This is a genomic window from Fulvivirga marina, from assembly GCF_016775155.1.
Classification (GTDB): Bacteria; Bacteroidota; Bacteroidia; order Cytophagales; family Cyclobacteriaceae; genus Fulvivirga; species Fulvivirga marina.
On record NZ_JAEUGD010000001.1, the window covers coordinates 81,780 to 106,378 of the forward strand.

The following is a 24,599-nucleotide window of genomic DNA, read 5'->3' on the forward strand; positions in this document are numbered from 1 at the left end:
TGAAAATATTAAGGCTTACGTAAAATAATCCTCTTATCTTTGACTGGTTTATTCTTAATAATGGAAATTATCCTTAAAAAATATACACAATCCCAGATCGATAAAGCCAGAAAGATCAAAGCCATCATTTTTGATGTAGATGGAGTCCTGACCAACGGCGGAATTATTTACAGTAACAGTGGTGATGAGTTAAAGGTGTTCAATGTAAAGGATGGGCAGATCATTAAACACTTAAAAGCGAATAAGCTTATCATAGGTGCAATAACTGGAAGAACCTCTGAGTTAGTCGCCAGAAGGTGCGAAGAGTTAAAGCTGGACTTTTTTTATCAACATGTAAAAGATAAATTTGTGGTTTACAGTGAGATTCTGGAGAAATACAACCTTTCAGATGATCAGATTGCGTACATAGGAGATGACATCATTGATCTGAAGCTAATTAAATATGCAGGTTTAGGAGTGGCTCCTTCTGATGCCCTGGAATATGTAAAAAACGATGCCGACATGGTAACGAAAAAAAAGGGAGGAGAGGGAGTTGTTCGGGAGACAGCAGATTTTATTTTGGCTTCTCAAGGCTTGTTGGAAGGAATAGTTAAAAGTTACATAGACAATTAATGGAGACATTTAAAGAACGAGTAAGAGCTGCAGAAAATATATATTTAGGAGGCGATAAACTTGTGCTGTTTGCAGGACCATGCGCTGCGGAAAGCTATGATATATGCATGGAAACCGGAGCGAAGGTAAAAGAGGTGTGTCAGGAACTGGATATAGATTATGTTTTTAAGGCCTCTTTTGACAAGGCTAACCGCACATCGTCAGGATCTTATCGGGGCAAAGGATTAGATACTGGCCTGGAGATACTTTCAAGAGTTAAAAAAGATCTTAACGTTCCAATTGTAACGGATATCCATGAGTCTTACCAAGCCAAAGAAGTTGCTGAAGTAGCAGATGTGCTTCAAATTCCAGCATTTTTATGCCGACAAACGGATTTACTCTTGGCCGCGGCAGAAACTGGTAGAATGGTTAAGGTAAAGAGAGGTCAGTTTATGGCACCGGAAGATATGCAATACGCCGTAGATAAGGTACGTGGCGCCGGTAATCCAAACGTCTGTTTGACTGAAAGAGGAGTGTCCTTTGGGTACCACAACCTCGTGGTTGATATGAGAGCACTTCCCACTATGCGTCAATACGCTCCTGTAGTTTTTGACGTTACTCATAGCGTGCAGCAGCCGGGAGGGGCCGGAGGAACATCAGGGGGGCAAAGGCAATTTGCGCCTTATCTGGGTAGGGCAGCCGCGGCAGTTGGTGTGGATGGTTTTTTTATTGAAACGCACCCCAACCCGGCTAAGGCTTTAAGCGACGGCCCAAATATGATTCCTCTAAATGAGATAGAGGCTTTTCTGAAGATGTTAAAGGAAGTGTGGATGTTGGGGAAAAGTTTTGTAAACTAGTACATGTGATTTTTTGAAATGAGAAATTTGATTTTTTTACTTTTTATTGTTGTACTGGGAGTTTCGTGTGTACCGAATAGAAAGATTGTTTATTTACAGAAGGGAAATGAGCTGAAAGAGGAGTTTCCAAAAGATACAGTTATTCGCATATATAATCTTGATAATTATGAGTATAGGTTACAACCGGAAGATATAATTTCCGTTAGGTTTAAAAGTCTTACCTTAGATGAGTTTGATATTTTTTCTGATCAGGAGATAGTAGGGGGCGGAAATTTTAATAGTCAAATCTTGGGAGGGTATCTTGTCGATAAGGATGGTAATGTTGGGTTTCCTGAGTTGGGAAAAGTGAAAGTTGCCGGACTTACTCTGCATGAGACACAGGAGAAGTTGCAGAAAATGGTAGAAGCCTACTTAGAGCAGCCGTCCGTAAAAGTGAGATTATTGAATTTTAGAGTTACAGTGCTCGGTGAAGTCAACGCTGAGGGTACAGTAAATACTTTTAACAATAGGATGACCATAATGGAAGCCATCGGCCAAGCTGGTGGCTTGGGAGAATTAGCTGATCGCTCTAATGTGAAAGTAATTCGCCAAGGAAATGGAATGTCTGAGATTATTTATGTCAATCTTCTTGATGAAAGTCTTATGAACTCAACATACTTTTTTGCCCATCAAAACGATATTATTATTGTACCACCTTTAAAGCAGCGGCCATTCAGAAGGTATTTTGGGCAAAATCTAAGCATTTTTGTTTCTTCACTTTCTGTTCTGCTACTAACCATTACCTTAATCACAAATTAATGACAACTGATTCAGGATATCCCTTTGAGCGAGATATGATGCAATTTGAGGCATCTCGTTCTGAAAGCAGTAATCTCATTGACTTTAAGCGTATTTTATTTAGGGCATTAAAGTATTGGTATATTGTATTAACAAGTCTTCTTATTGCTTCATTGATTGCGTATTCTATTAATCGATACAGCACTAGCATTTACACAATGAAGGCATCTATTATTATTAAGGAAAGCCAGGAAAATAACATTGGAGGTCAACTTCTTTACAAAAATGCTTTGGTTGATCCATATAGGAATTATTATAATGAGCTATACATTATCAAATCCATTCCACTATTACAAAATGTAGTGGACTCTCTTAATTTCACAACTTCTTTATTACGTGAAGGGGAAATAAAGACATCAGAAGTTTATGATGTTGATTTCCCTGTAGAGTTTAGGCTTCTTGGGGAAAAAAACATAAGGCCGAGTACTCTGGAGTTTACCCTTCAAAGTGAAACTAATTTTAGTCTAACACCACTAAACGATGGTAAAACTTCGCGTGATTTAAAAAGCTTTTCTTTTGGAGATACCGTAAGGATTAACGATAGCGATGTTCTACCGGTATTAAAAGGAGCCAAACTAGATGGTTATATAGGTAAATTATATTTAGTGAATTTCACAAACTCAGCTGTAATAGCCAATCAATATTCCTCAAGGTTAAGGGTCGCTTGGCAAGAACAAGGAGCTTCGGTAATCAATCTTGAAATAAATGGTGCCATACCTTCGAAAGAATTAGACTTTTTAGGAGAACTTATACGGCAATATCAAAAATATGATTTGGGGAAAAAGAATCAAGCTGCAATTAAATCTATTGATTTTATTGATGATCAACTCAATGAAATTGCAGATTCTTTAAAATATTTCGAGGAAAGTGTAGAGGCTTTTAAAAAGAAAAATGTGATAACCAACCTCGAAGGGGAAGCAATGAGGCTTTATCAAAGAGTGGAGGAACTTGAAACTCAACTAGGGTTACTTAAATTAAAAAAGAACTATTTAAATTATTTGACAGATTACCTTTCCCAAGAGAATAATCTGGATCAGGTTGTTCCTCCTTCTAGTGTGGGCGTAGAGGATCCTATCATGACAGCGTTAATTGCCGATCTTGTTAAAATTCAGAGTGAGCTTCGATTACAAACCGATACTAACAAAGAACCTACTTCGATTACTTTTAGGAAACGTGAGCAGGTCAATAAGATAAAAAGTAACTTATTTGAAAGTGTAAGAAGTTCATTAGGTGCTCAAAAAATCAATGAACAATTCTTGGCTAACCAAATTAAATTGGTGGAAAATCAACTTGCACTTCTGCCTGAGTCAGAAAGAAGATTGGTGCGTTTACAACGTAATTATTCGCTAAGTGAAAACTTATATATTTTTCTTATGCAAAAACGTGCAGAGGCTGGTATTTCTAAAGCCTCGACCACCAGCGATATTGAAATTGTTAACCCCCCTCATCAATTTGGAGGAGCCATTTCGCCAAAGCCATTACAAAATTATGCAGTAGCGACCGCTATAGGCCTTATAATACCATTACTGTTATTTGTTTTTATGGAATTGCTGAATGATAAAATTCAGTCTAGGGAAGATATTGAAAAAGTAACTAATATCCCATTGATTGGAGGGGTTGGTCATAACCCTCAGGATGATAATTTAATTGTTTATCAAAAGCCAAAGTCAGGGCTTTCAGAGTCTTTTAGGGCTCTACGATCTAATCTTAATTTTTTTACCGAGGGTAAGGATAAGAAAATTTTCTTGATTACATCCTCAATAAGTGGTGAAGGTAAGACATTTTCAACTATCAATTTGGCAACGGTACTTTCCTTTAGTGGTAAAAACACGTTAATTGTTGGTGCGGATATGAGAAAACCCCGGCTATTTGGGGATTTTGGTTTAAACAATAACATAGGGCTTAGTAATTTTCTATCTGGCCAGGCAGATCTTCAAAGTGTTATACAACAAACCCCCGTAACTAATTTATCATTGATTAGTGGAGGCCCCGTACCCCCAAATCCAAGTGAATTATTAATGGGGGATAATATGAAGTTATTTATTAAACAGGCTCTCAGTATCTATGACTTTATAATTCTAGATACACCACCTATAGGACTGGTCACGGATGCTTTTATTCTATCTCGGTATGTCGATCACATGATTTTCTTGGTACGCCAGAACTATACCCCTAAACAAGCGATCAAAACCGTACAAGAGCTGTATGAAAATGGAAAGATTAAAAATGTAAGTATACTTTTTAATGATATTAAAAAGGTTGGTCCTGGGTATGGGTATGGGTATGGATACGGTTACGGTTACGGATATGGTTTAGGCTATGGCTATGGAGCTAAAAACGGTGGAGGTTATTATCAGGAGGGATAGTAAATAAATTTTTATGCTGTTTAATTCATTAGAGTTTGCTCTTTTTCTTCCTACAGTTTTTTTACTTTATTGGTTTGTTTTTCAAAAAAACCTGAAGTCACGAAATTTTTTCCTTTTACTAATAAGTTATCTGTTTTATGGATGGTGGGACTGGCGGTTTCTTTCATTGATTGCTTTTAGTTCAACGGTTGATTTTGTTGCAGGTCAACAGATTGAAATAAGTAATACAAAAATTCGAAGGAAGTTATTCTTATGGCTGAGTATTTGCACAAACCTGGGGTTTCTTGGCCTTTTTAAATATTTTAATTTCTTTGCCGAATCTTTTGCGGATTTAATGTATATGATCGGGCTGCAAGCTAACCCTTGGTCTTTGAACATTATACTGCCAGTTGGTATAAGTTTTTACACGTTTCAGACCATGAGCTATACTATTGATGTCTATAGAGGACAAATGAAAGTAGAAAAAGATTTGATAGCCTTTTTTGCCTACGTAAGTTTCTTTCCTCAACTAGTAGCTGGTCCAATTGAAAGAGCTGTTAATTTGTTGCCACAATTTAAGGTTAAACATGATTTCACCTATGAACAGGGAGCAAAGGGTGCTCGCTTGATATTATGGGGTCTATTTAAAAAAGTGGTGATAGCAGATAATTGTGCCGTCTTTGTGAATGAAATATTTGCTAATTATCAAGGTGCAAGTGGTCTGGAACTGATGTTGGGTGCAGTTTTTTTTGCTTTCCAGATTTATGGTGATTTCTCTGGATATTCTGATATAGCTATCGGAACAGCCAAGCTTTTTGGTTTTAATTTGATGACTAATTTCAGGACTCCATATTTCTCACGTGATATGGCAGAGTTTTGGAGAAGATGGCATATTTCACTCTCTACTTGGTTTAGAGATTATATTTACATACCCCTGGGTGGAAGTAGGGTAGGAAAAGGACGCGCTGTTTTTAATGTTTTTGTGGTATTTGCGATTTCGGGTTTTTGGCACGGTGCCAATTGGACTTTTATTATTTGGGGTGTTTTGAATGCTGTTTATTTTCTTCCCCTGTTATTAATGGGGAAAAACAGGGCGAATACAAACACTGTGGCAGAAGAGAAGGTTTTGCCCAGTTTTAGCGAACTTTGGCAAATAGCAAATACGTTTGCCTTAACATGCTTGGCGTGGGTGTTTTTTAGAGCCGAAGGCGTAACAGTAGCTTATGATTATATTAGAGCTATATTTCACAATGATTTATTTGGGAGTAATAATCTTCTTGATGCCGATGTGATCTTTCTTATTATTATATGGATAATAATAGAATGGCAGGGCCGTCATTTAGGGGTTGATGAGTATATTAAAAGTTTTAACAAACCAATAATTAGATATCTTTTTTATTATCTATTTGTATTAATAATTTTTTTATATGGAATGTTTAATGAGTCTGAGTTCATTTATTTCCAGTTTTAGAGATGAGAAAATTCCTTATTAATTTGCTGCTTTTTTTTGTACCCCTGATTGTAATATACATATCATTAGAGGTGATTAACCGGAAAATTCCAAATGAGTATTCAGCAAAAATAAAAAATTTTGAAGATGAAATTAACAATATTGAAGTATTAGTTTTTGGTAGCTCCCATGCTTTAAGGGCAGTTAATCCCGAGTTCATTGATTATTATACTTATAATATGGCGATGGTTAGTCAAACATTACAGTTGGATTATGCGGTTTTTGAAAAATATAAAGAAGAACTTAAAAACTTAAAGGTTCTAGTACTAACCATATCCCATTTTACATTAAGTACGGGTTTAAACGAGGGAGAAATAGCAAATAGAATATCTTACTATCATCACTTTTATGGACTCCCTTTAATATCAAGGTTAAAGGTTGATAATTATTCAGTGCTACCAGCAATTGGATATAAGAGGGCCACATGGGGTTTTTTAAATTACTTTTTAAAATTTAAGGTTAGTAATGTAAAGACCAATAAATATGGTTTTATGGGAGAAGGAGGATTTTTAGCTAAAGATTCTATTTCATTTGTAAAAGTAGGCAAGGAAGCAGCTAATAGGCATGAAGATCATAGTTATGATTTTAATGAAAACATCAAATTACTTAAGAAAATGATCGATTGGTCAAAAAAACATAATATAAAAGTAGTCCTGATCGAGGTTCCAAAAACAAATGAATATGAAAGAAACCTTGATCAGGATAAAGCTGCTTTAATAGATAGTACATTAGATATATTGCAAAAGAGTAATTCAAATGTTTCTTATTTTGATTTTACAAATCATTATAAAAATAAATCATTTTTCAGAAATGCAGATCATTTAAATGAAGCAGGTGCTAGGGAGTTTAGCTTATTATTAAATACCAAAATTAGTGAGTTCATTAAGGAATAAGACAAGCAAAGCCTTAGCCTGGGATTTAGTCGGAAATTATGGAGGACAGGCAACCTCTTTCATTATCTCTATATTTCTTGCCAGATTATTGAGTCCTGAAGACTTTGGACTAGTGGGGATGTCTATGGTATTCATTGCTATTTTAAGAGTTTTCGCAGATATGGGTTTTGCCTCGGCCCTTGTTCAAAATCGTGACAACTCCTCGCTCACCTATTCCTCCATCTTCTTTCTTAACATCTTTATCGGACTGTTATTTACGGTTATATTATTCCTTGCTGCCCCATTAATAGGAGACTTTTATGATAACGGCACTGTTACAAGGTTGGTGAAGCTTTTGTCTATAGTTTTCTTTATCAATAGTTTTAATATTGTACAAGGTACAATATTGCGCAAACGGCTTGATTTTAAACGGATATCTATCATTTTATTGACCTCTCAGGTCATTGCTGGGATTGTTGCTGTTATGAGTGCTTATCAAGGTTTAGGGGTTTATGCTCTGGTTATACAACAAATTTTGATAGGTTTAATAAATGTAATCTTTCTATGGAAAGTGGCAGACTGGCGTCCGCGCATGGAGTTTTCATGGCAGGAGGTAAAAAAACTTACAGGTTTTTCTACATATGTTTTTTCAGGTCAGTTTATCAACCAGATTTTTAAACAGTTAGATACCTTAGCAGTTGGTAAATTCTTTTCTCCTGCCACCCTTGGATATTTCAGTCGCGCAGAAAGTATCAATTCGCTTATCAGTAAAAATTCTGTAAGTACCTTTAACAGAGTATTTTTTCCTGTACTAAGTTCTATTCAGGATGATAATGAAAAATTTGAAAGGGTATTCCTTAAAGTACTGGAACTCGTTGCCGTTTCCGCTATTTTCTTATCCGGTGCTTTTTATCTAATTGGTGAAGAACTGATCATTACATTGTTTGGCCAGAAGTGGAAGCCTTCTGTTGTCATATTTCAAATACTTGTGATAAAGGGCTTTGCCTATCCTATAAGTGCTTTAGTAGTCAATGCTTTTTTTGCGAAAGGAAAATCAAAAGCCAATTTTCATTATGGTAATATAAGACGGTTGCTAAACCTTATTCCTTTAGTTATCGCATATTTTTACGGGTTTGACTACTTTCTTTATGCTCTTGTAACTATTAGCATATTAGGATGGATATTAAATGCTTATTTTGTTCAGGTTAGTATTGGAATTAGGTTTTGGTTACAGGTTAAATCGGTACTGTTACATTTAGCTGTGGTAGTTTTTCTGATTGGTACTCTCTCTTTTCTTTTACCACAAGGTTTCAGCTATCTTTGGTCAGGGTTAAGTTTACTCCTTTTTACTTTTTATTTTTGGGTATATTTGAAAGTCACCAACTCAATTGTTCTTATCGAAATCGAGTTCTATAAAAATAAACTATGGAGAAAGTTCGCAAAATAGTCAAGCATGTAATTGGCACTATTGGGCCGACTGTTAAACCATCTTTCTTAATTGTCGGGGGACAAAAATGTGGAACTACAGCACTACACTATTATCTTAACCAGCATCCTCTATTATTAGGCTCAAGACCAAAGGAGGTTAATTTTTTTTCTAATGAAAAGCTTTATAAAAAAGGTTTAGGTTGGTATAAGAAGGCTTTTATTAACATGAGAAATCCTTTTGGTTCCATTCAATCTTTTGAAGCAACGCCTGAATACCTTTACTATACAGACGCTGCACGACGAATTTTTGATTTCAATCCTCGGATGAAAATTATTATTTTACTAAGGGAACCGATACAGCGCGCCTATTCCGCTTGGAACATGTATAAATATTTCGGAGAAAGAAAGCAGGGCTTACCAAAACAATTTTATGACGGCCAGGAAAATAATATATTCCATGAACTCTATAGTCATAGGGATAGTTTTCCGACCTTTGAAGAGGCAGTTTATGCGGACATAATGAAATGGAATAAACTTTCTTCGTTACAAGAACCATCCTTTGTAAGACGCGGGATCTACTACCCACAAGTAAAGAGATTTTACGAAATGTTTGGTAAAGAGAATGTGAAAATTATAGGTTTTAAGGATTTAACAGGAGCAAATAGGAGGTCCACATTAAATAGTATCTTGGAGTTTTTAAATCTTGAAACCTCAACCTGGAATTTTTTAAATGACAATAAAAGAAATAGCAGGAAATACGAGTCACCAATGCAAGATGTTACTAAAAAGTCACTCGAAGAGTTTTTTGACTCATATAATCAGCAATTGTTTCAATTGATAAATTTTAAACCGAATTGGTAAATGATTCCTGTAACAAAACCTTATTTTCCTCCAAAAGAAAAATTATTTACCTATATAGATGGTATTTACAAAAGAGAATGGCTTACTAATAATGGGCCCCTGGTCAATGAATTTGAATTGAGGCTGAAAGATTATCTTGACCTAAAACATTTGTTATACGTGAATAACGGTACAATGGCCCTGCAAATAGCAATTAAGGCCCTTGAATTGAAAGGTGAAATTATTACGACACCTTTTTCTTATGTAGCTACTACCAGCAGTATTGTTTGGGAGGGGTGTAAACCTGTATATGTAGATATTGATGAGCGGACACTAAATATAAATGCGTCAAAGATTGAGGCAGCAATTACAAAAGATACTAGTGCTATTTTGGCCACCCACTGCTTCGGTAATGCCTGCGATATAGATGCAATACAGGCTATCGCTGAAAAATTTAAGTTAAAGGTTATTTATGATGCAGCCCATTGTTTTGGCACAAAATATCGTGGCAGATCAATTTTTGAGTATGGAGATATTAGCACTACCAGCCTTCATGCTACCAAATTGATGCACTCAGTGGAAGGGGGGGTGGTAGTGACTCAAAATGCCGATTTATTAAAACGTATGGCCTATATACGTAACTTTGGGCATGATGGACCAGAAAAATATAATGGTGTAGGGATCAATGGAAAAAATTCTGAATTTCATGCAGCAATGGGACTTTGCGTACTTGATGACATTAAAGTTATACTAGCTACTAGAAAATCTCAATGTGATCATTATGATTTAATTTTGAAAAATCTAAACGTGAGAAAACCTGTGATCCAAAACTTTTGTGAGTTTAATAGTGCATATTATCCTATAATTTTTGAAAGTGAGGAAGTCGCCCTGGCTTCTAAGAATGAGCTGGAAAAATTTGAGATTTCGCCTAGAAGATATTTTTATCCTTCCCTTAGTAAGTTAAATTATATTCAAAGTGCGGTAACTGAAGTCTCAGATAGCATTGCCTCAAGTATACTTTGTTTGCCTATTTATCAGGACTTGAGTAAAGAAGAGCAGGATATGATAGCTAGAATTTTATTAAGGGTACAAAACAATTAACTATGGTTATTGCTGGTGCGGGGGGACATGCTTTAGAAACTTTAGATATCCTAATTGCTTCGGGATATGATCCTGATGATATTCGATTGTATAATGATTTTGGATCGACTCAGGGATTGTTTCATAATAGGTTCTTAATTATTAAGTCTTTTAATGAACTGACTCATTATTTTCTTACAAATGACAATCAATTTTGCTTGGGTGTAGGGAGCCCCACTTTAAGAAGAGTTCTTTATAATAAGCTTATAGATGCAGGAGGAGTTCTGACTGGAATTAAATCGGGTAAGTCTGTCATTTCCCCGTACTTCTTATGGGAAGGAGATTGCGACATATTTGTAAATAGCTTTATTAGTTCACTGGTGACTATTGGTAGGGGGACCCTTATCAACTCAGGAGTTAAAATACATCATGAATCAAGCATAGGAAAATTTTGCGAGTTAGCGCCTGGAGCAACAGTTTTAGGCAATGTTTCAATCGGCGATGACACAACTGTAGGAGCGAATGCGACCATCTTGCCAGGGGTTAGAATAGGAAAGAAGGTGACAGTGGGGGCAGGTGCTGTCGTAACGAAGGATGTTTCAGATCACTGCATTGTAGTAGGAGTGCCCGCCAAAATAATTGGAATGAATGACAAATAAAGATTTCACTGTTTCTGTATGTTCAATAACCTATGGTCATGAGGCTTTTATAGGTAAGATGATTGAAGGAGTATTAAACCAAGAGTGTGAATATCCCTTTGAATTTATAATTCTTGATGATAACTCTCCGGACCAAACTGAACTAGTGGTAGAAAATATCCAAAACCGTATTCCCAATGATTTTAGGATTCGTTACATTAAGAACGATGTAAATCTTGGAGTAATACCGAATTTTATAAAAGCATTAAAGCAATGTAAAGGGAAGTATATATTGTTTTGCGAAGGAGATGATTTTTGGAATGATAAGAAAAAAATTCAAAAACAGGTTGATTTTTTGGAAAAAGAGGTAGGGTATGTTGGATGTTATCACAATGTATGCGTTGTTGACGCTCATAACCACATCCTAAAAGCCTCTAAATCAAGTAAGCTTTATAACAGAGATATAAGTCAGGAAGAACTTAAAAAGGGATTTACTATTTCACTTTCTTCAATTTGTTTTAGAAATGTCATCACGGAATTCCCAGAAGAATTTAACAAAACCAATTTGGGAGATAAATTTTTATGCTCCTTATTAGGACATCATGGCCCTGTAAAATTTCTTAAGGAAATTGAACCTTCTGCCTATCGATTTCATTCGGGTGGAGTATGGTCAGAAAAATCAGCTTTAGATAAAGAAAAGGCATATGTCAATTCACACTACTGGATGTGGCAGTACTACCAACGTATTGGAAATAAAGATTTGTCGGATTATTTTTTTAAACTTATCCTCAAAAAGGGATATCTTTCCAGTCCGTTTAATAAGAGGGGCTATACCGTCATGGATAAGCTTGAATACCTTTCCCTATGGCTTTTAAGAAGGACTTTTAGGGTGCTAAGATATATTTTTAGATAAAAGTGTTATGGATTTTTATAAATCATTTTTGGAATTAAAACTTGTTGTAAGAAGTAATTTAAAAGAGGTTTTGCGTCTTCGAAATAAGCGAATGAGTAAAGAAGATAAAAGTTTTGTTACAGAAGGGGATTTACTTATCAATAAGTGGGTAAAGGAGATTTTTGAAAAAAATATTCAACAGTATCATTTTGTGTCAGAGGAAACAGATAGTCACATGGAGACTGAAGCAGAAGGTGTTACTATTGTGTTAGATCCAATAGATGGTACTGAAAATTTTACTTCGGGATTACCTGAATGGGGAATTTCATTGAGTTGCTATAATGATGGGGTTCACTGTGCCTCTATGTTGGCCTGCCCGGAGATGGATATATGGATATGCTCAGGAGATGTAGTTGAAAAAAATTATTCACGTATTCGAGGGTTATCTTCCTCGCTATCAATGGATGAACTTATAAAGGCTACCCAAGGACATGAATACCGTATATTAGGTTGTTGTGTTTACAACATGATAAATGTGATTCGAGGATCATATTTATCATTTGAAAATCCTAAAGGGGCTAATTCATGGGATATTTTAGCTGGACTTAATTTAGCTTTAGAAAACGATTTAATAGTGATGGTAAATGGCAAGCATTATAATGGAGAATATTTACAACCAAATAGAAAGTATAAGTTCAAAGTGGAAAACCGATAATATTTTCATCATTGGTAAAGGCCCTAGTGTAGACCAATTCGTGAATCTAAACTATGAAGATCACTTGGTGATAAACATTAATGATTCGGAAAAGATAATAAAGGGCGATATAGGTATTTTCAGTGCCAACTGGGTTAGGCAAAGTCTTAGATCAAATGGCTTTCATTGCAAATATTATTTAGCAGGTAAGCCTCTTGCTAGAGAGATCAATCATGATCTTTTGCCACCCATTCCTTTTGAGCTAGATGATGAAGAGTTAATCACTTACCGCTTTACCAAACCAGAGTACTATGACGAGCCATTTGTCCTGACCAATGCGCTGAAATTATGTCTTGATATAGCGAAGATCACAGATAAAAAGCCTAATGTTTACCTTTTGGGTTTCGATTTTTCTACTGAACATGGCCAATTGAGCAAAGCATTTAAACAAGATTTTGCCCATGGTGAATTGGACCGTTCTTTGATGGTACACTCGCATGAAACCTTATATCTGCAACTTGCTAAATTTTGTGAAGAAACCCGACAAGTAGATTTATATCATGTTGGTGAGAAAAAATACAGCAGACTTTCTCCTCAAGAGTTGGTAACAAAATTTTCAGTTACCAAGCCTAAAATAGTATCTGATAAGTATCCGGATGAACAAGTTGAGCACCACAAGGTGCTAATTGTGGCAGAGTTAACGAACAATCATTTGGGAGATACAAATCGGCTTTTAGAAATGGTTGAACGCGCCTATAACGCCGGAGCTGATTTGATTAAAATTCAAAAACGTGATGTGGATACTTTTTACTCAAAGGAGAAGCTGGAAAGTTATTATTGGTCGCCTTTTGGTAAAACCTTAAAGGATTATAGAAAGGGAGTGGAGCTACGGAATGACCAGATAGAAGTACTTGATAGAAAGTGTAAAGAACTTGGTATTGATTGGTTTTGTTCAATCCTGGATTATCGATCATTTGAAATTATTAATGATTTTAATCCTGGATTAATCAAAATACCCTCGACTATTTCTAATCATACCGATTTTCATAAACAAATTGCCGCCGCGTATAAGGGGCCAATTGTGATATCCACGGGTTATACCGATAAAGCATATGAAGATTATGTATTGGAAACCTTCAGCGAGAACGAAAAGATTTATCTCTTGCATTGTATATCTTCATACCCCACACAATTAAATGACTGTAACATTTCTGTAGTATCTCACTATAATGAGTTGGGGCTAAAGTATAAAAATTTAACTCCCGGTTATTCCAGTCACGATATCGGATCATTTGGATCTGTATTGGCGGTGGCCTGTGGAGCCAGAATGATTGAAAAGCATGTGAAATTGGGTGATGTAGATTGGGTGCATTTTGATAAAGTAGCTCTGGATCTTAAAGACGATAGCTTTATCAACTTTGTAAAAGACGTTAGGAATGCAGAGGTGGCTTTGGGCAGTTCCGAAAAGAAAATTTTGGCTTCCGAACATCATAAATATGAGGTCATAAAAAAATAATTATCATGACAAGAATAATGAAAGCACTTGTGCCTGTAAGGTCCGGCTCTCTGCGTGTAGAAAATAAAAATATCAGACCTTTTTGCGACACCACTTTGTTGCATGTTAGAGTAAAACAATTATTGCAACTGCCCTTTCTACAGGGAGTGGTGGTAAGTTCTAATGATGATGAAATGATCCGAATGGCTCATGAGATGGGGGCTGAAACGCATAAACGTGATGAGTATTATGGTTCTAATACCGTTTCTATGAGTGAGGTATATGAAAATATGGCTTCAGCATTAGAATGTGATGATCTCCTCTATGCGCTTGTCACAACACCATTGGTAAGTGATGAATCATTCATTAAAGCATATGAAGTTTACACTGGTTTGTCAAGTGAATTTGATTCTCTTACCACTGTAGAGGACGTTAAGGAATTTTTGATTAAAGACGGTAAGCCTTACAATTATGATGGAAAAAAAATTCCGCGATCCCAGGATCTGCCGGATATCACTAAACTCACCTTTTGTATCTCCATGCTTCCCAGAGAAATGATGGTTGCAAACCGGAGTTGTTTAGGGAAAAGTCCCTACTTCATGAAGTTGCCACAGGAAGAATCCATTGATATCGACACTACATTTGATTTTAAAGTAGCTGAATTGCTTTACGAGGATAAATTAAAACATCAAAAAAAACATAAATGAAAAAGCTTATACAAGGCCTTCTGGGCTTGGTTGGAATAAGAATAGCGCGGGCTGGTACGCGTAAGTATTTACCTAAACCTAATATTGATAATGTACAGGTGGTAGCTCATTTATATAATAATTTTAAAAACAAACTTACTGTTCTTCAAGTGGGGGCATGCGATGGTTTTACTAGTGATTCTATATATCCCTATATTAAGGCTGGTACTATAAATGCTTTTTTGGTCGAGCCTGTAAGTATTAACTTTCAGAAACTTCAGGAATTTTACAAAGATACTCCATCCGCAGTACTCATTAATGCAGCAGTGGCAGGCAAAGACGAAAAAAGAATTATGTACTCTGTTAAGGACGAAGGGAAATGGAAAGATGTCGGTTGGGCACGACAATTAGCTTCCTTCTATAAAGAACATTTAACGAAACATCAGTTTTCAGACGATGAGATAGCAGAGCAAATGGTGGATTGCAAAACTTTAAAAAGTATAATTTCGGAATATAAAATTGAAGACCTGGATATACTATTGATTGATACCGAGGGGTTTGATGGAGAGGTAGTGAAAATGGCCATGAAACAAAATGTAAAACCCAACTATATCATTTTCGAAAATGCTCAGTTAGTTCAAAATTATTCTCAAGAGGAACTAAATCAATTATATAATCTTTTAGAGGACAATGGTTATTCTTGGACACATGACAGAATCAATACCATGGCGGTTAGAAAAGATTATTTGAGAAATATAAAGATGGGCTAAGAATGAAGTATTTGAAAGCGCTATATGGTTTATGGCTGTATTGGCGATTTAATAAAAAGATAAACTACTCTAAACTGGTTAAGAATAAAAGGGTGGCCATAATAGGTGCTGCTAATTCAGCCTTAAACACCAATTTAGGAGACTATATTGATGAGTTTGATTTTGTTATTCGGATAAATAAAGCGCCAAGACTGATTTACGAAGGAACACATGCTAGCGATATTGGAAGAAAGACAGACATTCTTTTTCATAGTTTCTACGAAAATGAGAAAAGTGGTGGTGGTCCATTAGATTTTAATCTGTTTGATAAATTGGGGATTAAGTATGTAATTAATCCAGTTGCTACTTTTTCAGGAAGCCGCGTTACATACAATTTTTATAAGAAGTACCTTCTTCCAAAAGTAACCTATTCTGTTCAGCGTGATGATTATAATAAAGTGGTTCAGGGTTTAAATGGAAACAAACCGACCATCGGGTTTTGTGCCCTTATGCTTACTCTACTTTCTGATTGTAAGGAGGTTTATGTCACGGGCTTTACCTTTTTTAAAACCCCCTTTGCTAAAGGTTATCGAGACGAGGTGCAACAGCCCGAGCAAGTAAGAAAACTGATTAATACAGAAGGACATCATGATGTAGATCTTGAATTTGAGAATTTCAAACAAATCTATAGAGAATACCCCCAATTAAAATTAGACCTTGCATTGCAGGACATATTGAGAAATGGATAAAGAGATGAGAAACGGGGCCATTTTTATAGTGCCACGATCAAGTACGGAATGGAAAGGTAATGAAGCAGGTTGGATTACGGCCTCTGGCTGGGCAGGAGCTGCTGCTGAACTTTGGGGTGAAGCGCTTGTGGCTACCACCAATGGGGTCTTTAGCCCTCAGGAATCTATATCATTTCCCCAAAATACTTCAGTGTCGAAAGGTGGTACTACAAAAAGTAAGATGTCTGTTCTCAGAAAATGGATTCCGGAATTCCTAATTACTGCCTATAAAGACTATCGCCTAAGATTATCTAAACCGAAAATATGGCCCATTGAAGCTTTCTTGGAGCATCAAAACTACGATGTACGAATGGTATGGGAAAGGCATGATCTATTTCCTGGGGTAGGAAGAAAACTAGCAAGACAATTGAAAGTACCCTTTGTCGTTTCTGTTGAAGCCGCTGTTGTCTGGGAAGCAAAAAAATGGGGGGTAAATAGGCCTGTCTGGGGATATTTTCTGGAAAAATTTGTTGAGTCAGCTTCTTTAAGATCAGCCGATCTTGTCGTTTGCGTTTCTGAAGAGTTACGCACGAAAGTAATCTCAATGGGGGTATCTGCGGATAGGGTTATAGTATCTCATAACAGAGTTAATACATCGTTGTTCAATACTCTAATAACTGGAGACAGTATCCGGGATAAGTATAAGCTTCGAGGGAAAAAAATAATAGGTTGGACGGGAAGTTTTAGAACTTTTCATGGGCTAGAATCAGTAATAAAGGCTTTTGCTAGAGTCTCAAATAACCTTGACGATGTCGTTCTCATGCTAGTTGGTGATGGTTTAGAGTTTAATAAAATATATAGTTTAGTCGAAAAGCTGGATTTGAGCAAAAAAGTAGTTTTTGTCGGTAAGCAGCCTTTTATTAGAGTTCCGGAATACATTGCTTCCTTTGATATAGCCCTGGTTAGTGCAGCTTCGGCTAAAGGGTTTCATTATTCTCCGCTTAAATTAAGGGAATATCTGGCCTGTGGGAAACCTACCATTGTTCCTAGCGCAGGGGATTTACCATCTCTGTTTACAGATGAAAAAGAGGTATTGTTTTATGTCCCAGGAGATATTGATGACTTATCTTGTAAAATGGAATTTCTTTTACAAAACCGGCATATTTATAACACAATGCATGAAAACGCAGTGAGGTTATCAGAAAAAGAAGGCTCCTGGCTACATGAGTTAAAAAGAGTTTGTGAAAAATTGAATATAAAATAGGAATAAAGGTTTGAAAATTCTCCAAGTTATTCAGAAAAAACAGTTACGTGGAGCTGAAATATTTGCATGTCAGTTAAGTGAAGAGTTGATAAAGTTAGGTCATGAAGTGATTGTAGTGGCAATTTATCCTGGAGAAGCACTTCTGCCTGCTTCAAATCCTATAGTACAATTGAATAGACAGCTGAAATGGAGATTTTTTGATTTGAAAGGCTGGAGACTGTTGGCAAGGTTAATTGAGGAATTTAAACCTGATCTCATTCAAGCAAATGCTTCAGATACATTGAAATTTGTGGTATTTTCAAAAATGGTATTTGGATGGAGGTTTCCGATCGTTTATCGTAATGCGAATAAAATGAGTGATTTCATTCGCTCCTTCTTCAGTTATAAATTTAATGCTTTACTCATAAAGCAAGTCTCACTCGTTATTTCGGTGAGTGAAGCTTGTAGAACTGACTTTGTTCAACTATTTAATATTGATGCAGACAAGGTTCAAACAGGGACTATAGGAGTAAATATTGCTTCTATAGGGAACTGTTCTAAAGATCTTGAATTTATCTTTGAGAAGGGGCCGGTTTTAATCAATATAGGAAGTTTGGTCCCGGAAAAAAATCATAAAGGGCTGTTGAATATTTTCAGTAGATTACATCGAGCCCATAAAGGTATTCAGTTAATCATATTAGGTACTGGAAATGAAAAAGGTGTACTGGTTGAGCGTGTCAAGCAGTTAGGGCTGCAAAATAATGTTCATTTTTTGGGGAGTAGAACGGATGTTATGGAAATTTTGAAGAAAGCAGATGCTCTAGTAATGCCAAGTAACATTGAGGGCTTGCCAGGTGTTATTTTAGAGGCGCAGTATGCCAAAGTGCCAGTTGTTGCTTATAATGTAGGGGGTATAGGTGAAGTAATTGTCAATAGAGTTACAGGATTTCTGGTCGAAAAGGGTGATGAAGAAGGGTTTATATTATCTGTGTCTGAAGCTCTTAGCAATGTGAGACTATGTAATGAAATAATAGAAAATGCTTATGAAAATGTTTTAAATAATTATGATAATGTTTTGATAGCCAAGAAGTTTGTTGAAATGTATAAGTTGTTGTAGAAGAAATATTGATGTAAGTTATTATGCAAATGTGGTTACCTAAGATTATGATTCAGGATACACCATAGAGTTTAGATAAGCGGATTCGTTATTTCATATTATCAGACTATTTTAGTATTTTTACATATAAAATTAAATTCATTATGAAAAAGTTATTAACGCTACTCTTCCTGATTATGCCGCTATTTGCTTTTTCTCAAATAATTCAATCAAATGGGACTGGAGGAGGTGATTGGAATAATACTTCGACCTGGCTTGGGGGAGTCATTCCTACTGCTACAAATTCAACATCCATTGTTATAAGAAGTGGGGATATCGTTACTATACCTACAGGTTTCTCTGTTCAGGCGGATCAATTAACTGTTCAATCCACTGGTAATTTAAATATAGCAAACGGGGGAGTACTGGATATTGTTAATGGATCGGGAATCGATTTAATTTTTGATGCTACATCGGTAATGGATATATATGGTAGACTTGAGATGTCCCATGGTACCACATTTTCCAATGTTTTAGCATCTAACACAACTGTTTATAACGGAGGCGTATTTCGTCATAAGCATACAACAGGCGGTGCGGTAATTCTTGCAACATGGGAAGATGGATCTACTCTCGAATTTACAGGCTTTGTTTCTGGTACGGTGGTACCCCCTAATTTAGGGCAAAGTTTTTATGATGTCTTTTTTGATTGCCCTGCTATGACAGGGCCACGTTTTATGCTGGGGTTTGATGAAATTCGAAGAAATTTCATTATTAATAATACCGGAACAAGAGAGCTACATTTTTTTGATAATACAGGAAATGGTGTGGTTAATATTTTAGGAGATCTTATTGTTAATAACAGTGCCAGATTTACTGTATCTCAAAAAGGTATTAATAATACATTAAATATTGAGGGATCCTTTATATACAATTCTGGCAGTATGTCATTATTAACACAGACAGGTGTTATATATCTCAATATATCAGGTGATTTTGTTCATACTAACCCCCTTGGTGATGTAAGGTTTGGTTCTGCTCCCTCGGCTGTGACGACTATAAACCTCAGTGGCAACCTGGAACTTTATGGTACAATGAGTTCTATTATAAGCGGGGTCGGACAATTTAATTTCACTGGAGGAAATGAACACAACGTCACTAATAGCTTAGCTCAGAATGGAGTTTTTAGATATTATGTAGAGTCTGGTGACACTTTAAATTTAGGTACAAGCTTTCTAAATGGCAGTGGGGCATTTACGCTAAGAACGGGAGCCACACTTATGGTGGCGGGAACAAATACTGTTGGTACAGATGGCAATGGAGCCATACAAAATTCAACAACCGAGGGTCAAATTAGAGTACCAGTAACCAATAGGGTTTATGAAGATGGAAGTACAGTAATTTACAATGGTGCGGATAACCAAAGAATTGGAAGTGGGCATCCTTCTGGGTTAGGTGTAACTCTAATTATCGATAATTCTAACACTGTACAGTTGTTAAATAATATTACCAACGGTAGAATTGAAAACCTTCAGGCAAGACTAATCGCTGGTGTAAGAACGATTACAACTACAGAATTTATTAATAACAGCTTATTCGACCCTGGGGTGGGTACTGTGATATTTGATGGCGGAAGTGCTGTTATAGGGGGTACTGGTGTTAAAACCTTTAGAAATATTACGGTGAATTCAGGGACAACTTTAGATCTTCCTGATGAAGAAATTAATATTGGGGGAAATTTCAATATCGTTTCAGGAGCTTTTCTTAATTCCAATGCAAGTACGTTGAATTTTAATGGTAGTGGTGACCAAACTATTAATGTAAATGGAGCAGAACTAAATGATATTGCTGTTAATAAGACAGGTGGTGATATAAGTCTTACCTCAGCAATTAATTTAACAGGTGGTTTGTTCATTAATTCAGCAACTAATTTCAATTCAAATGGTCAACTTACACTATTATCTACAAGGGATCAACCAGCAATCGATGCCTATATTGCACCATTGGCAACAGGTGCTGATGTAGTTGGAGATGTTACCGTTCAAAGATATCTTAGTGCAAGAGATAATGATAATAGATTCATTTCTTCTCCAGTAACAAACGCTACAGTGGCTCAGTTACAGCAAGCCGTGGCTGTAACGGGAAATTTTACAGGCACTTCTTATCCATGTACGGGTTGTATGAATAATGGAGCTTCTCTAAAGTGGTACGATGAAACTATAACAGGATCCTTTAGTAATGGTTATACTAACTACCCTTCCAGTGGGGGATCTAATTTAGCGGAATTAACCCCGGGAATTGGGTTTGATGTCTACATGTGGAATGGGGTTGCACCTGCCACAATAAATTTTACGGGCTCTATTAATAAAGGGAATGTATCTTTAGGACAAAATTTGGGACATACAGCCTCAAGTCCGGCTGATCCCTTCGCTGATGGATGGAATTTGGTAGGTAATCCATATCCTTCATCGATTATTTGGGATAATGGTCCTGGCTGGACAAAATCTAATATTGATGCAACAATATGGGTATGGGATGTTTTAAGTGATAGCTGGAGATCATACAATGCGAATACTGGTGTGGGAGATCTTACAGGTGGTGTGATTGCTACTGGTCAGGCTTTCTGGGTATATGTTCCTACTGCAGGATCAGCTAGTTTAGGTATAGATGAATCAGCTAAGTCTATTGTAAGTAGAGGAACCTATCACAGAACAGCACCTGTAGCCGTAGCTACCATAGGGTTATATGATGATATGGGTGCGTCAGATCAATCCTTTATTTTTAATCACCCTGATGCAACAAATGAATATGATGTAGGACTTGAAGCATATAAGCTTCAGGTTGGAATAGAACGCTTGAGTGTTTCTATTTTAGATGATCAAGTGAGGTCGTATAATCATATGGCATTTAGTAATGAGGTTCCTGATTTGTTACCTTTGGAAGTTATTGCTCAAAATGAAGGTTTTTATGAATTGAAAATAAATACAGAGAATTACCCCGATTTATCGGGCTACTATTTGATTGATAGGGAAGAAGAAAAATCAATTGAAATCAAAGGGACAGTAAGCTATGGATTTTTATTGAAAAATGGAATACAAACCAAGGACCGTTTCTACTTATCAAGTAGGCCTATTTTAGCTAATGACAAAATAGTAACTTTATTAACTTGGCCTAACCCAATTGGCAATGAAGAATTGAATATAAAACTTAATTCTGGCGAAGTTGAATATATTAAAATGTATAACCAAGTCGGTGAATTTGTAGAGGAAATTGCTTATGTTGGTGGAAAAGAAAATACTTTTTCTACTATAGACATGTCCACTAAAAAATCTGGGGTGTATTTCGTGCGGGTTCTTACTGCAGAGGGTATTTTTGTAAGTAAAGTAGTTAAGTATTAAGGTATAAAAGTTTCTAATTTACATGCTTCATAGAGTAATACTTTCTCTTGCGCTTTTATTTATTTCCGTAGCAACTATTGCTCAACCTGGTGGTGGTGGAGATCCGGGATCAGGAGCTCCAGTACCTTTGGGAGGACTTGAATATCTAATTGCTGCGGGTGCTGCATTAGGTATAAAAAAAATCTGGTCAGCGAGGAAAAGAAGTTAAAGCCAATAAATCCGTATAAAAATGTATTCCTAAAGGAATACATCAGTATTTTGTTTGGGGTTCTATTGATAAAAACTAAGCCGTGTTCAAAGCTCAATAGTTAAACTTTTATGCCACTTTAGGAAATACCATAGCTTTAGGTCTCACATTATATTTATGGTTGCTTATTTTTATAGTTCAAATCAGATAGGCAAAATTAAGTCCAACATAATATCATGTCCTCGAACAAAATAAAAGTGCTTCATATAATAAAATCATTGGGGCGTGGAGGCGCGGAAATGTTGCTGCCCGAAACTTTGAAGCTGCATAATCAGAGGAACTTTGAATTTCATTATATCTATTTTCTTCCCTGGAAGGATCAAATGGTTAATGATTTGATTCAAGCAGGAGGAATAGTTAAGTGTTATTCGGCTAGTAATAATATTCAATTGATTTTACAGTATAAAAAAGTTCAAGAGTATGTATATACTCATGGAATTGATATAGTCCATGCTCATCTACCATGGGCTGGTTTTTTATCCCGACTTTTATCTTATAAAATAAAGATACCTGTTTTATATACTGAGCATAATAAGCAGGAAAGGTATCATAAAATTACTTTTTGGCTAAATAAGCTTTCTTTTAACTTTCAGAATATAGCTATTGCTGTTTCAAATGATGTCTCCTCTTCTATAATTCAGCATATCCGACCAGAGATTTCTGTTAAAACAGTTCTAAATGGTGTAAATACAGAGTATTTTCAACGAGATATCCAAAGCGGGTTGAATATAAGAAAGAAGTATGGAATACCTGATAAAGCGTTAGTGGTTGGTACAGTATCAGTTTTTCGTTTTCAGAAGCGTCTGCACGAATGGATGAAAGTTTTTTCAAATGCGACTCGAGATAATGATCAACTGTTTGGAATAATTGTTGGGGATGGACCATTGAAAGAGGAGTTATTAGAGTTAAGGAAGGAATTGAGGCTAGAAGATAGGCTTCTCATGCCTGGATTACAAACTAACACGCGAGATTGGTATTCAGCAATGGATATTTTCATGATGACTTCAGTTTTTGAGGGGCTTCCTATAGCGCTTTTGGAAGCTATGAGCATGGGGTGCTCAATTGCCTGTACTAATGCGGGAGGAATTAGAGAAGTGATCATTAATGGTAAATCCGGCATTATGGTAGATGTTGAGGAGTGGCAAGAACTTATTCATAGTTTGCATAGTCTTAATGATCAAAATTTAAGAGTGAGGCTTTCAATTAATGCTAGAAAGAGAGTGATAGAAGCTTTTAGTTTGCAGCGAATGGTATCAGAGTTAGAGAATTGTTATTTAGAAGCTAAAGAGGGTGTAGGTACATGATAATCAGAAAAGCTGAAACAGCAGATATCCCCGATATTGTATCCTTATTGAAGTTAAGCTTGGGGGAGTCTCTTATGCCTAAATCAGATTCTTATTGGCGATGGAAACATATCGATAATCCTTTTGGGCCGTCTTATGTATTACTTGCGGAAGAGAAGGGACAAATTATAGGTGTGCGAGCCTTTATGAAATGGGAATGGAGAAACGGGGCACATATATTAAGGACTGTAAGGGCTGTTGATACTGCTACTCACCCTGATCATCAGGGTAAAGGTATTTTTAAAAAGCTAACTTTATCCATGTTGGATTTATGCAGACATGAAGAGGTTGATTTTGTATATAATACTCCCAATGATAAGAGTATGCCCGGATATATAAAAATGGGGTGGAAAAGCCTGGGTAAGCTTCCTGTAAGTATAAATTTATGTTTGCCTAGACGTATATTTGGGGGGAATCAAGATGTAGATCTAATCAGTAACCCTGATGGAAATGTTTTAATTGTCAAAATTGATGAGAATATTAGCCAGAACTGGGATACTGAAATTAGTAGCGATTTTTGGAGCACAAATTACTCGAAAGCTTTTTTTGCATGGCGGTATGGAAAAATACCTGTGTTAGATTATTATCTCGCTTTACTTGATAATTCTTATGTGATTTTTAGAATTAAGCAATCTAAATTTGGCTTAGAACTTCGTATTTTGTATACATTTGGGAATAACCTAAATCTGAGAAATATAATTAAATACATAAAGAAAAAACTGAGTCCTCTATTTATTTCCAGCCGAGAGATAAATGATATCTCAATGAATAAGTTTGCTTTAAACGTTGGTGGACCAATAGTTACTTTCATGCCTCTTTCTGATAATAGTCATTCAATTGGTCTAAGTAACTGGAATCCTACTTTGGGAGACATGGAGGTTTTTTAAAAGTGATCTACGGACTTATACTTTTATTAATTACTTTTCTTCTTTCCTATGTTATTGTTAATAATATGGGTAAGAGCTTGAATAACGTTCAAAAGAAATTTCTTTTGCTTCTGATGTATTATCATGCTTTCCTTTCCTTAGTT

General features: G+C 36.0%; 22 protein-coding genes. All 22 read left to right on the forward strand.

Features of this window, described 5'->3' with window-relative positions:
* The first annotated feature begins 60 nt into the window (after positions 1-60).
* Positions 61-612 (forward strand): KdsC family phosphatase, encoded by a 552-nt coding sequence (locus JMN32_RS00400; RefSeq protein ID WP_202854290.1) that lies wholly within the window; start codon positions 61-63, stop codon positions 610-612.
* Positions 612-1,448 (forward strand): 3-deoxy-8-phosphooctulonate synthase, encoded by an 837-nt coding sequence (gene kdsA / locus JMN32_RS00405; protein WP_202854291.1) that lies wholly within the window; start codon positions 612-614, stop codon positions 1,446-1,448. The genes JMN32_RS00400 and kdsA overlap by 1 nt, the downstream gene beginning before the upstream one ends.
* Positions 1,449-1,466: 18 nt before the next feature.
* Positions 1,467-2,246: a polysaccharide biosynthesis/export family protein gene (locus JMN32_RS00410; RefSeq protein WP_202854292.1), complete on the forward strand. Its 780-nt coding sequence runs from the start codon at positions 1,467-1,469 to the stop codon at positions 2,244-2,246.
* A complete protein-coding gene (locus tag JMN32_RS00415; RefSeq protein ID WP_202854293.1) occupies positions 2,246-4,651 on the forward strand; it encodes a GumC family protein in 2,406 nt (801 codons plus the stop codon). Before JMN32_RS00410 ends, JMN32_RS00415 begins: the two co-directional genes overlap by 1 nt.
* A gap of 13 nt (positions 4,652-4,664) precedes the next feature.
* Positions 4,665-6,101, forward strand: coding sequence for an MBOAT family O-acyltransferase (locus JMN32_RS00420; RefSeq protein ID WP_202854294.1), 1,437 nt, complete (start codon positions 4,665-4,667; stop codon positions 6,099-6,101).
* Between the two features lie 2 nt (positions 6,102-6,103).
* Positions 6,104-7,033 carry a hypothetical protein gene (locus JMN32_RS00425; protein ID WP_202854295.1) on the forward strand — a complete coding sequence of 310 codons (930 nt, stop codon included), beginning with the start codon at positions 6,104-6,106 and terminating at the stop codon, positions 7,031-7,033.
* Positions 7,014-8,459 carry a lipopolysaccharide biosynthesis protein gene (locus tag JMN32_RS00430; RefSeq protein ID WP_202854296.1) on the forward strand — a complete coding sequence of 482 codons (1,446 nt, stop codon included), beginning with the start codon at positions 7,014-7,016 and terminating at the stop codon, positions 8,457-8,459. Before JMN32_RS00425 ends, JMN32_RS00430 begins: the two co-directional genes overlap by 20 nt.
* Positions 8,438-9,301, forward strand: a complete 864-nt coding sequence (locus tag JMN32_RS00435) for a sulfotransferase family protein (RefSeq protein ID WP_202854297.1) — start codon at positions 8,438-8,440, stop codon at positions 9,299-9,301. Before JMN32_RS00430 ends, JMN32_RS00435 begins: the two co-directional genes overlap by 22 nt.
* Positions 9,302-10,381 carry a DegT/DnrJ/EryC1/StrS family aminotransferase gene (locus tag JMN32_RS00440; RefSeq protein ID WP_202854298.1) on the forward strand — a complete coding sequence of 360 codons (1,080 nt, stop codon included), beginning with the start codon at positions 9,302-9,304 and terminating at the stop codon, positions 10,379-10,381.
* A gap of 2 nt (positions 10,382-10,383) precedes the next feature.
* Complete coding sequence (locus JMN32_RS00445; RefSeq protein ID WP_202854299.1) at positions 10,384-11,019, forward strand: NeuD/PglB/VioB family sugar acetyltransferase; 636 nt, start codon at positions 10,384-10,386, stop codon at positions 11,017-11,019.
* The gene (locus JMN32_RS00450) at positions 11,009-11,911 is read left to right on the forward strand and encodes a glycosyltransferase family 2 protein (RefSeq protein WP_202854300.1); all 903 of its coding nucleotides are present in this window, start codon (positions 11,009-11,011) and stop codon (positions 11,909-11,911) included. The genes JMN32_RS00445 and JMN32_RS00450 overlap by 11 nt, the downstream gene beginning before the upstream one ends.
* Before the next feature lie 7 nt (positions 11,912-11,918).
* Entirely contained in the window at positions 11,919-12,605 is a 687-nt protein-coding gene (locus tag JMN32_RS00455) for an inositol monophosphatase family protein (protein ID WP_202854301.1), read from the forward strand.
* Complete coding sequence (locus JMN32_RS00460; RefSeq protein ID WP_202854302.1) at positions 12,535-14,100, forward strand: N-acetylneuraminate synthase family protein; 1,566 nt, start codon at positions 12,535-12,537, stop codon at positions 14,098-14,100. The genes JMN32_RS00455 and JMN32_RS00460 overlap by 71 nt, the downstream gene beginning before the upstream one ends.
* Before the next feature lie 5 nt (positions 14,101-14,105).
* Positions 14,106-14,786: an acylneuraminate cytidylyltransferase family protein gene (locus tag JMN32_RS00465; protein ID WP_202854303.1), complete on the forward strand. Its 681-nt coding sequence runs from the start codon at positions 14,106-14,108 to the stop codon at positions 14,784-14,786.
* Complete coding sequence (locus JMN32_RS00470; protein WP_202854304.1) at positions 14,783-15,535, forward strand: FkbM family methyltransferase; 753 nt, start codon at positions 14,783-14,785, stop codon at positions 15,533-15,535. The genes JMN32_RS00465 and JMN32_RS00470 overlap by 4 nt, the downstream gene beginning before the upstream one ends.
* A 2-nt stretch (positions 15,536-15,537) precedes the next feature.
* A complete protein-coding gene (locus tag JMN32_RS00475) occupies positions 15,538-16,263 on the forward strand; it encodes a glycosyltransferase family 29 protein (protein WP_202854305.1) in 726 nt (241 codons plus the stop codon).
* Complete coding sequence (locus JMN32_RS00480; RefSeq protein ID WP_202854306.1) at positions 16,256-17,506, forward strand: glycosyltransferase; 1,251 nt, start codon at positions 16,256-16,258, stop codon at positions 17,504-17,506. The genes JMN32_RS00475 and JMN32_RS00480 overlap by 8 nt, the downstream gene beginning before the upstream one ends.
* Positions 17,507-17,516: 10 nt before the next feature.
* On the forward strand, positions 17,517-18,602 hold the full coding sequence (locus JMN32_RS00485) for a glycosyltransferase family 4 protein (RefSeq protein ID WP_202854307.1): 1,086 nt from the start codon (positions 17,517-17,519) through the stop codon (positions 18,600-18,602).
* Positions 18,603-18,745: 143 nt separating this feature from the next.
* Entirely contained in the window at positions 18,746-21,979 is a 3,234-nt protein-coding gene (locus JMN32_RS00490; RefSeq protein ID WP_202854308.1) for a T9SS type A sorting domain-containing protein, read from the forward strand.
* A gap of 22 nt (positions 21,980-22,001) precedes the next feature.
* Positions 22,002-22,187: a hypothetical protein gene (locus JMN32_RS00495; protein ID WP_202854309.1), complete on the forward strand. Its 186-nt coding sequence runs from the start codon at positions 22,002-22,004 to the stop codon at positions 22,185-22,187.
* A gap of 278 nt (positions 22,188-22,465) precedes the next feature.
* Entirely contained in the window at positions 22,466-23,530 is a 1,065-nt protein-coding gene (locus JMN32_RS00500; protein ID WP_202854369.1) for a glycosyltransferase family 4 protein, read from the forward strand.
* The gene (locus tag JMN32_RS00505) at positions 23,527-24,456 is read left to right on the forward strand and encodes a GNAT family N-acetyltransferase (protein WP_202854310.1); all 930 of its coding nucleotides are present in this window, start codon (positions 23,527-23,529) and stop codon (positions 24,454-24,456) included. The genes JMN32_RS00500 and JMN32_RS00505 overlap by 4 nt, the downstream gene beginning before the upstream one ends.
* Positions 24,457-24,599: the final 143 nt, after the last annotated feature.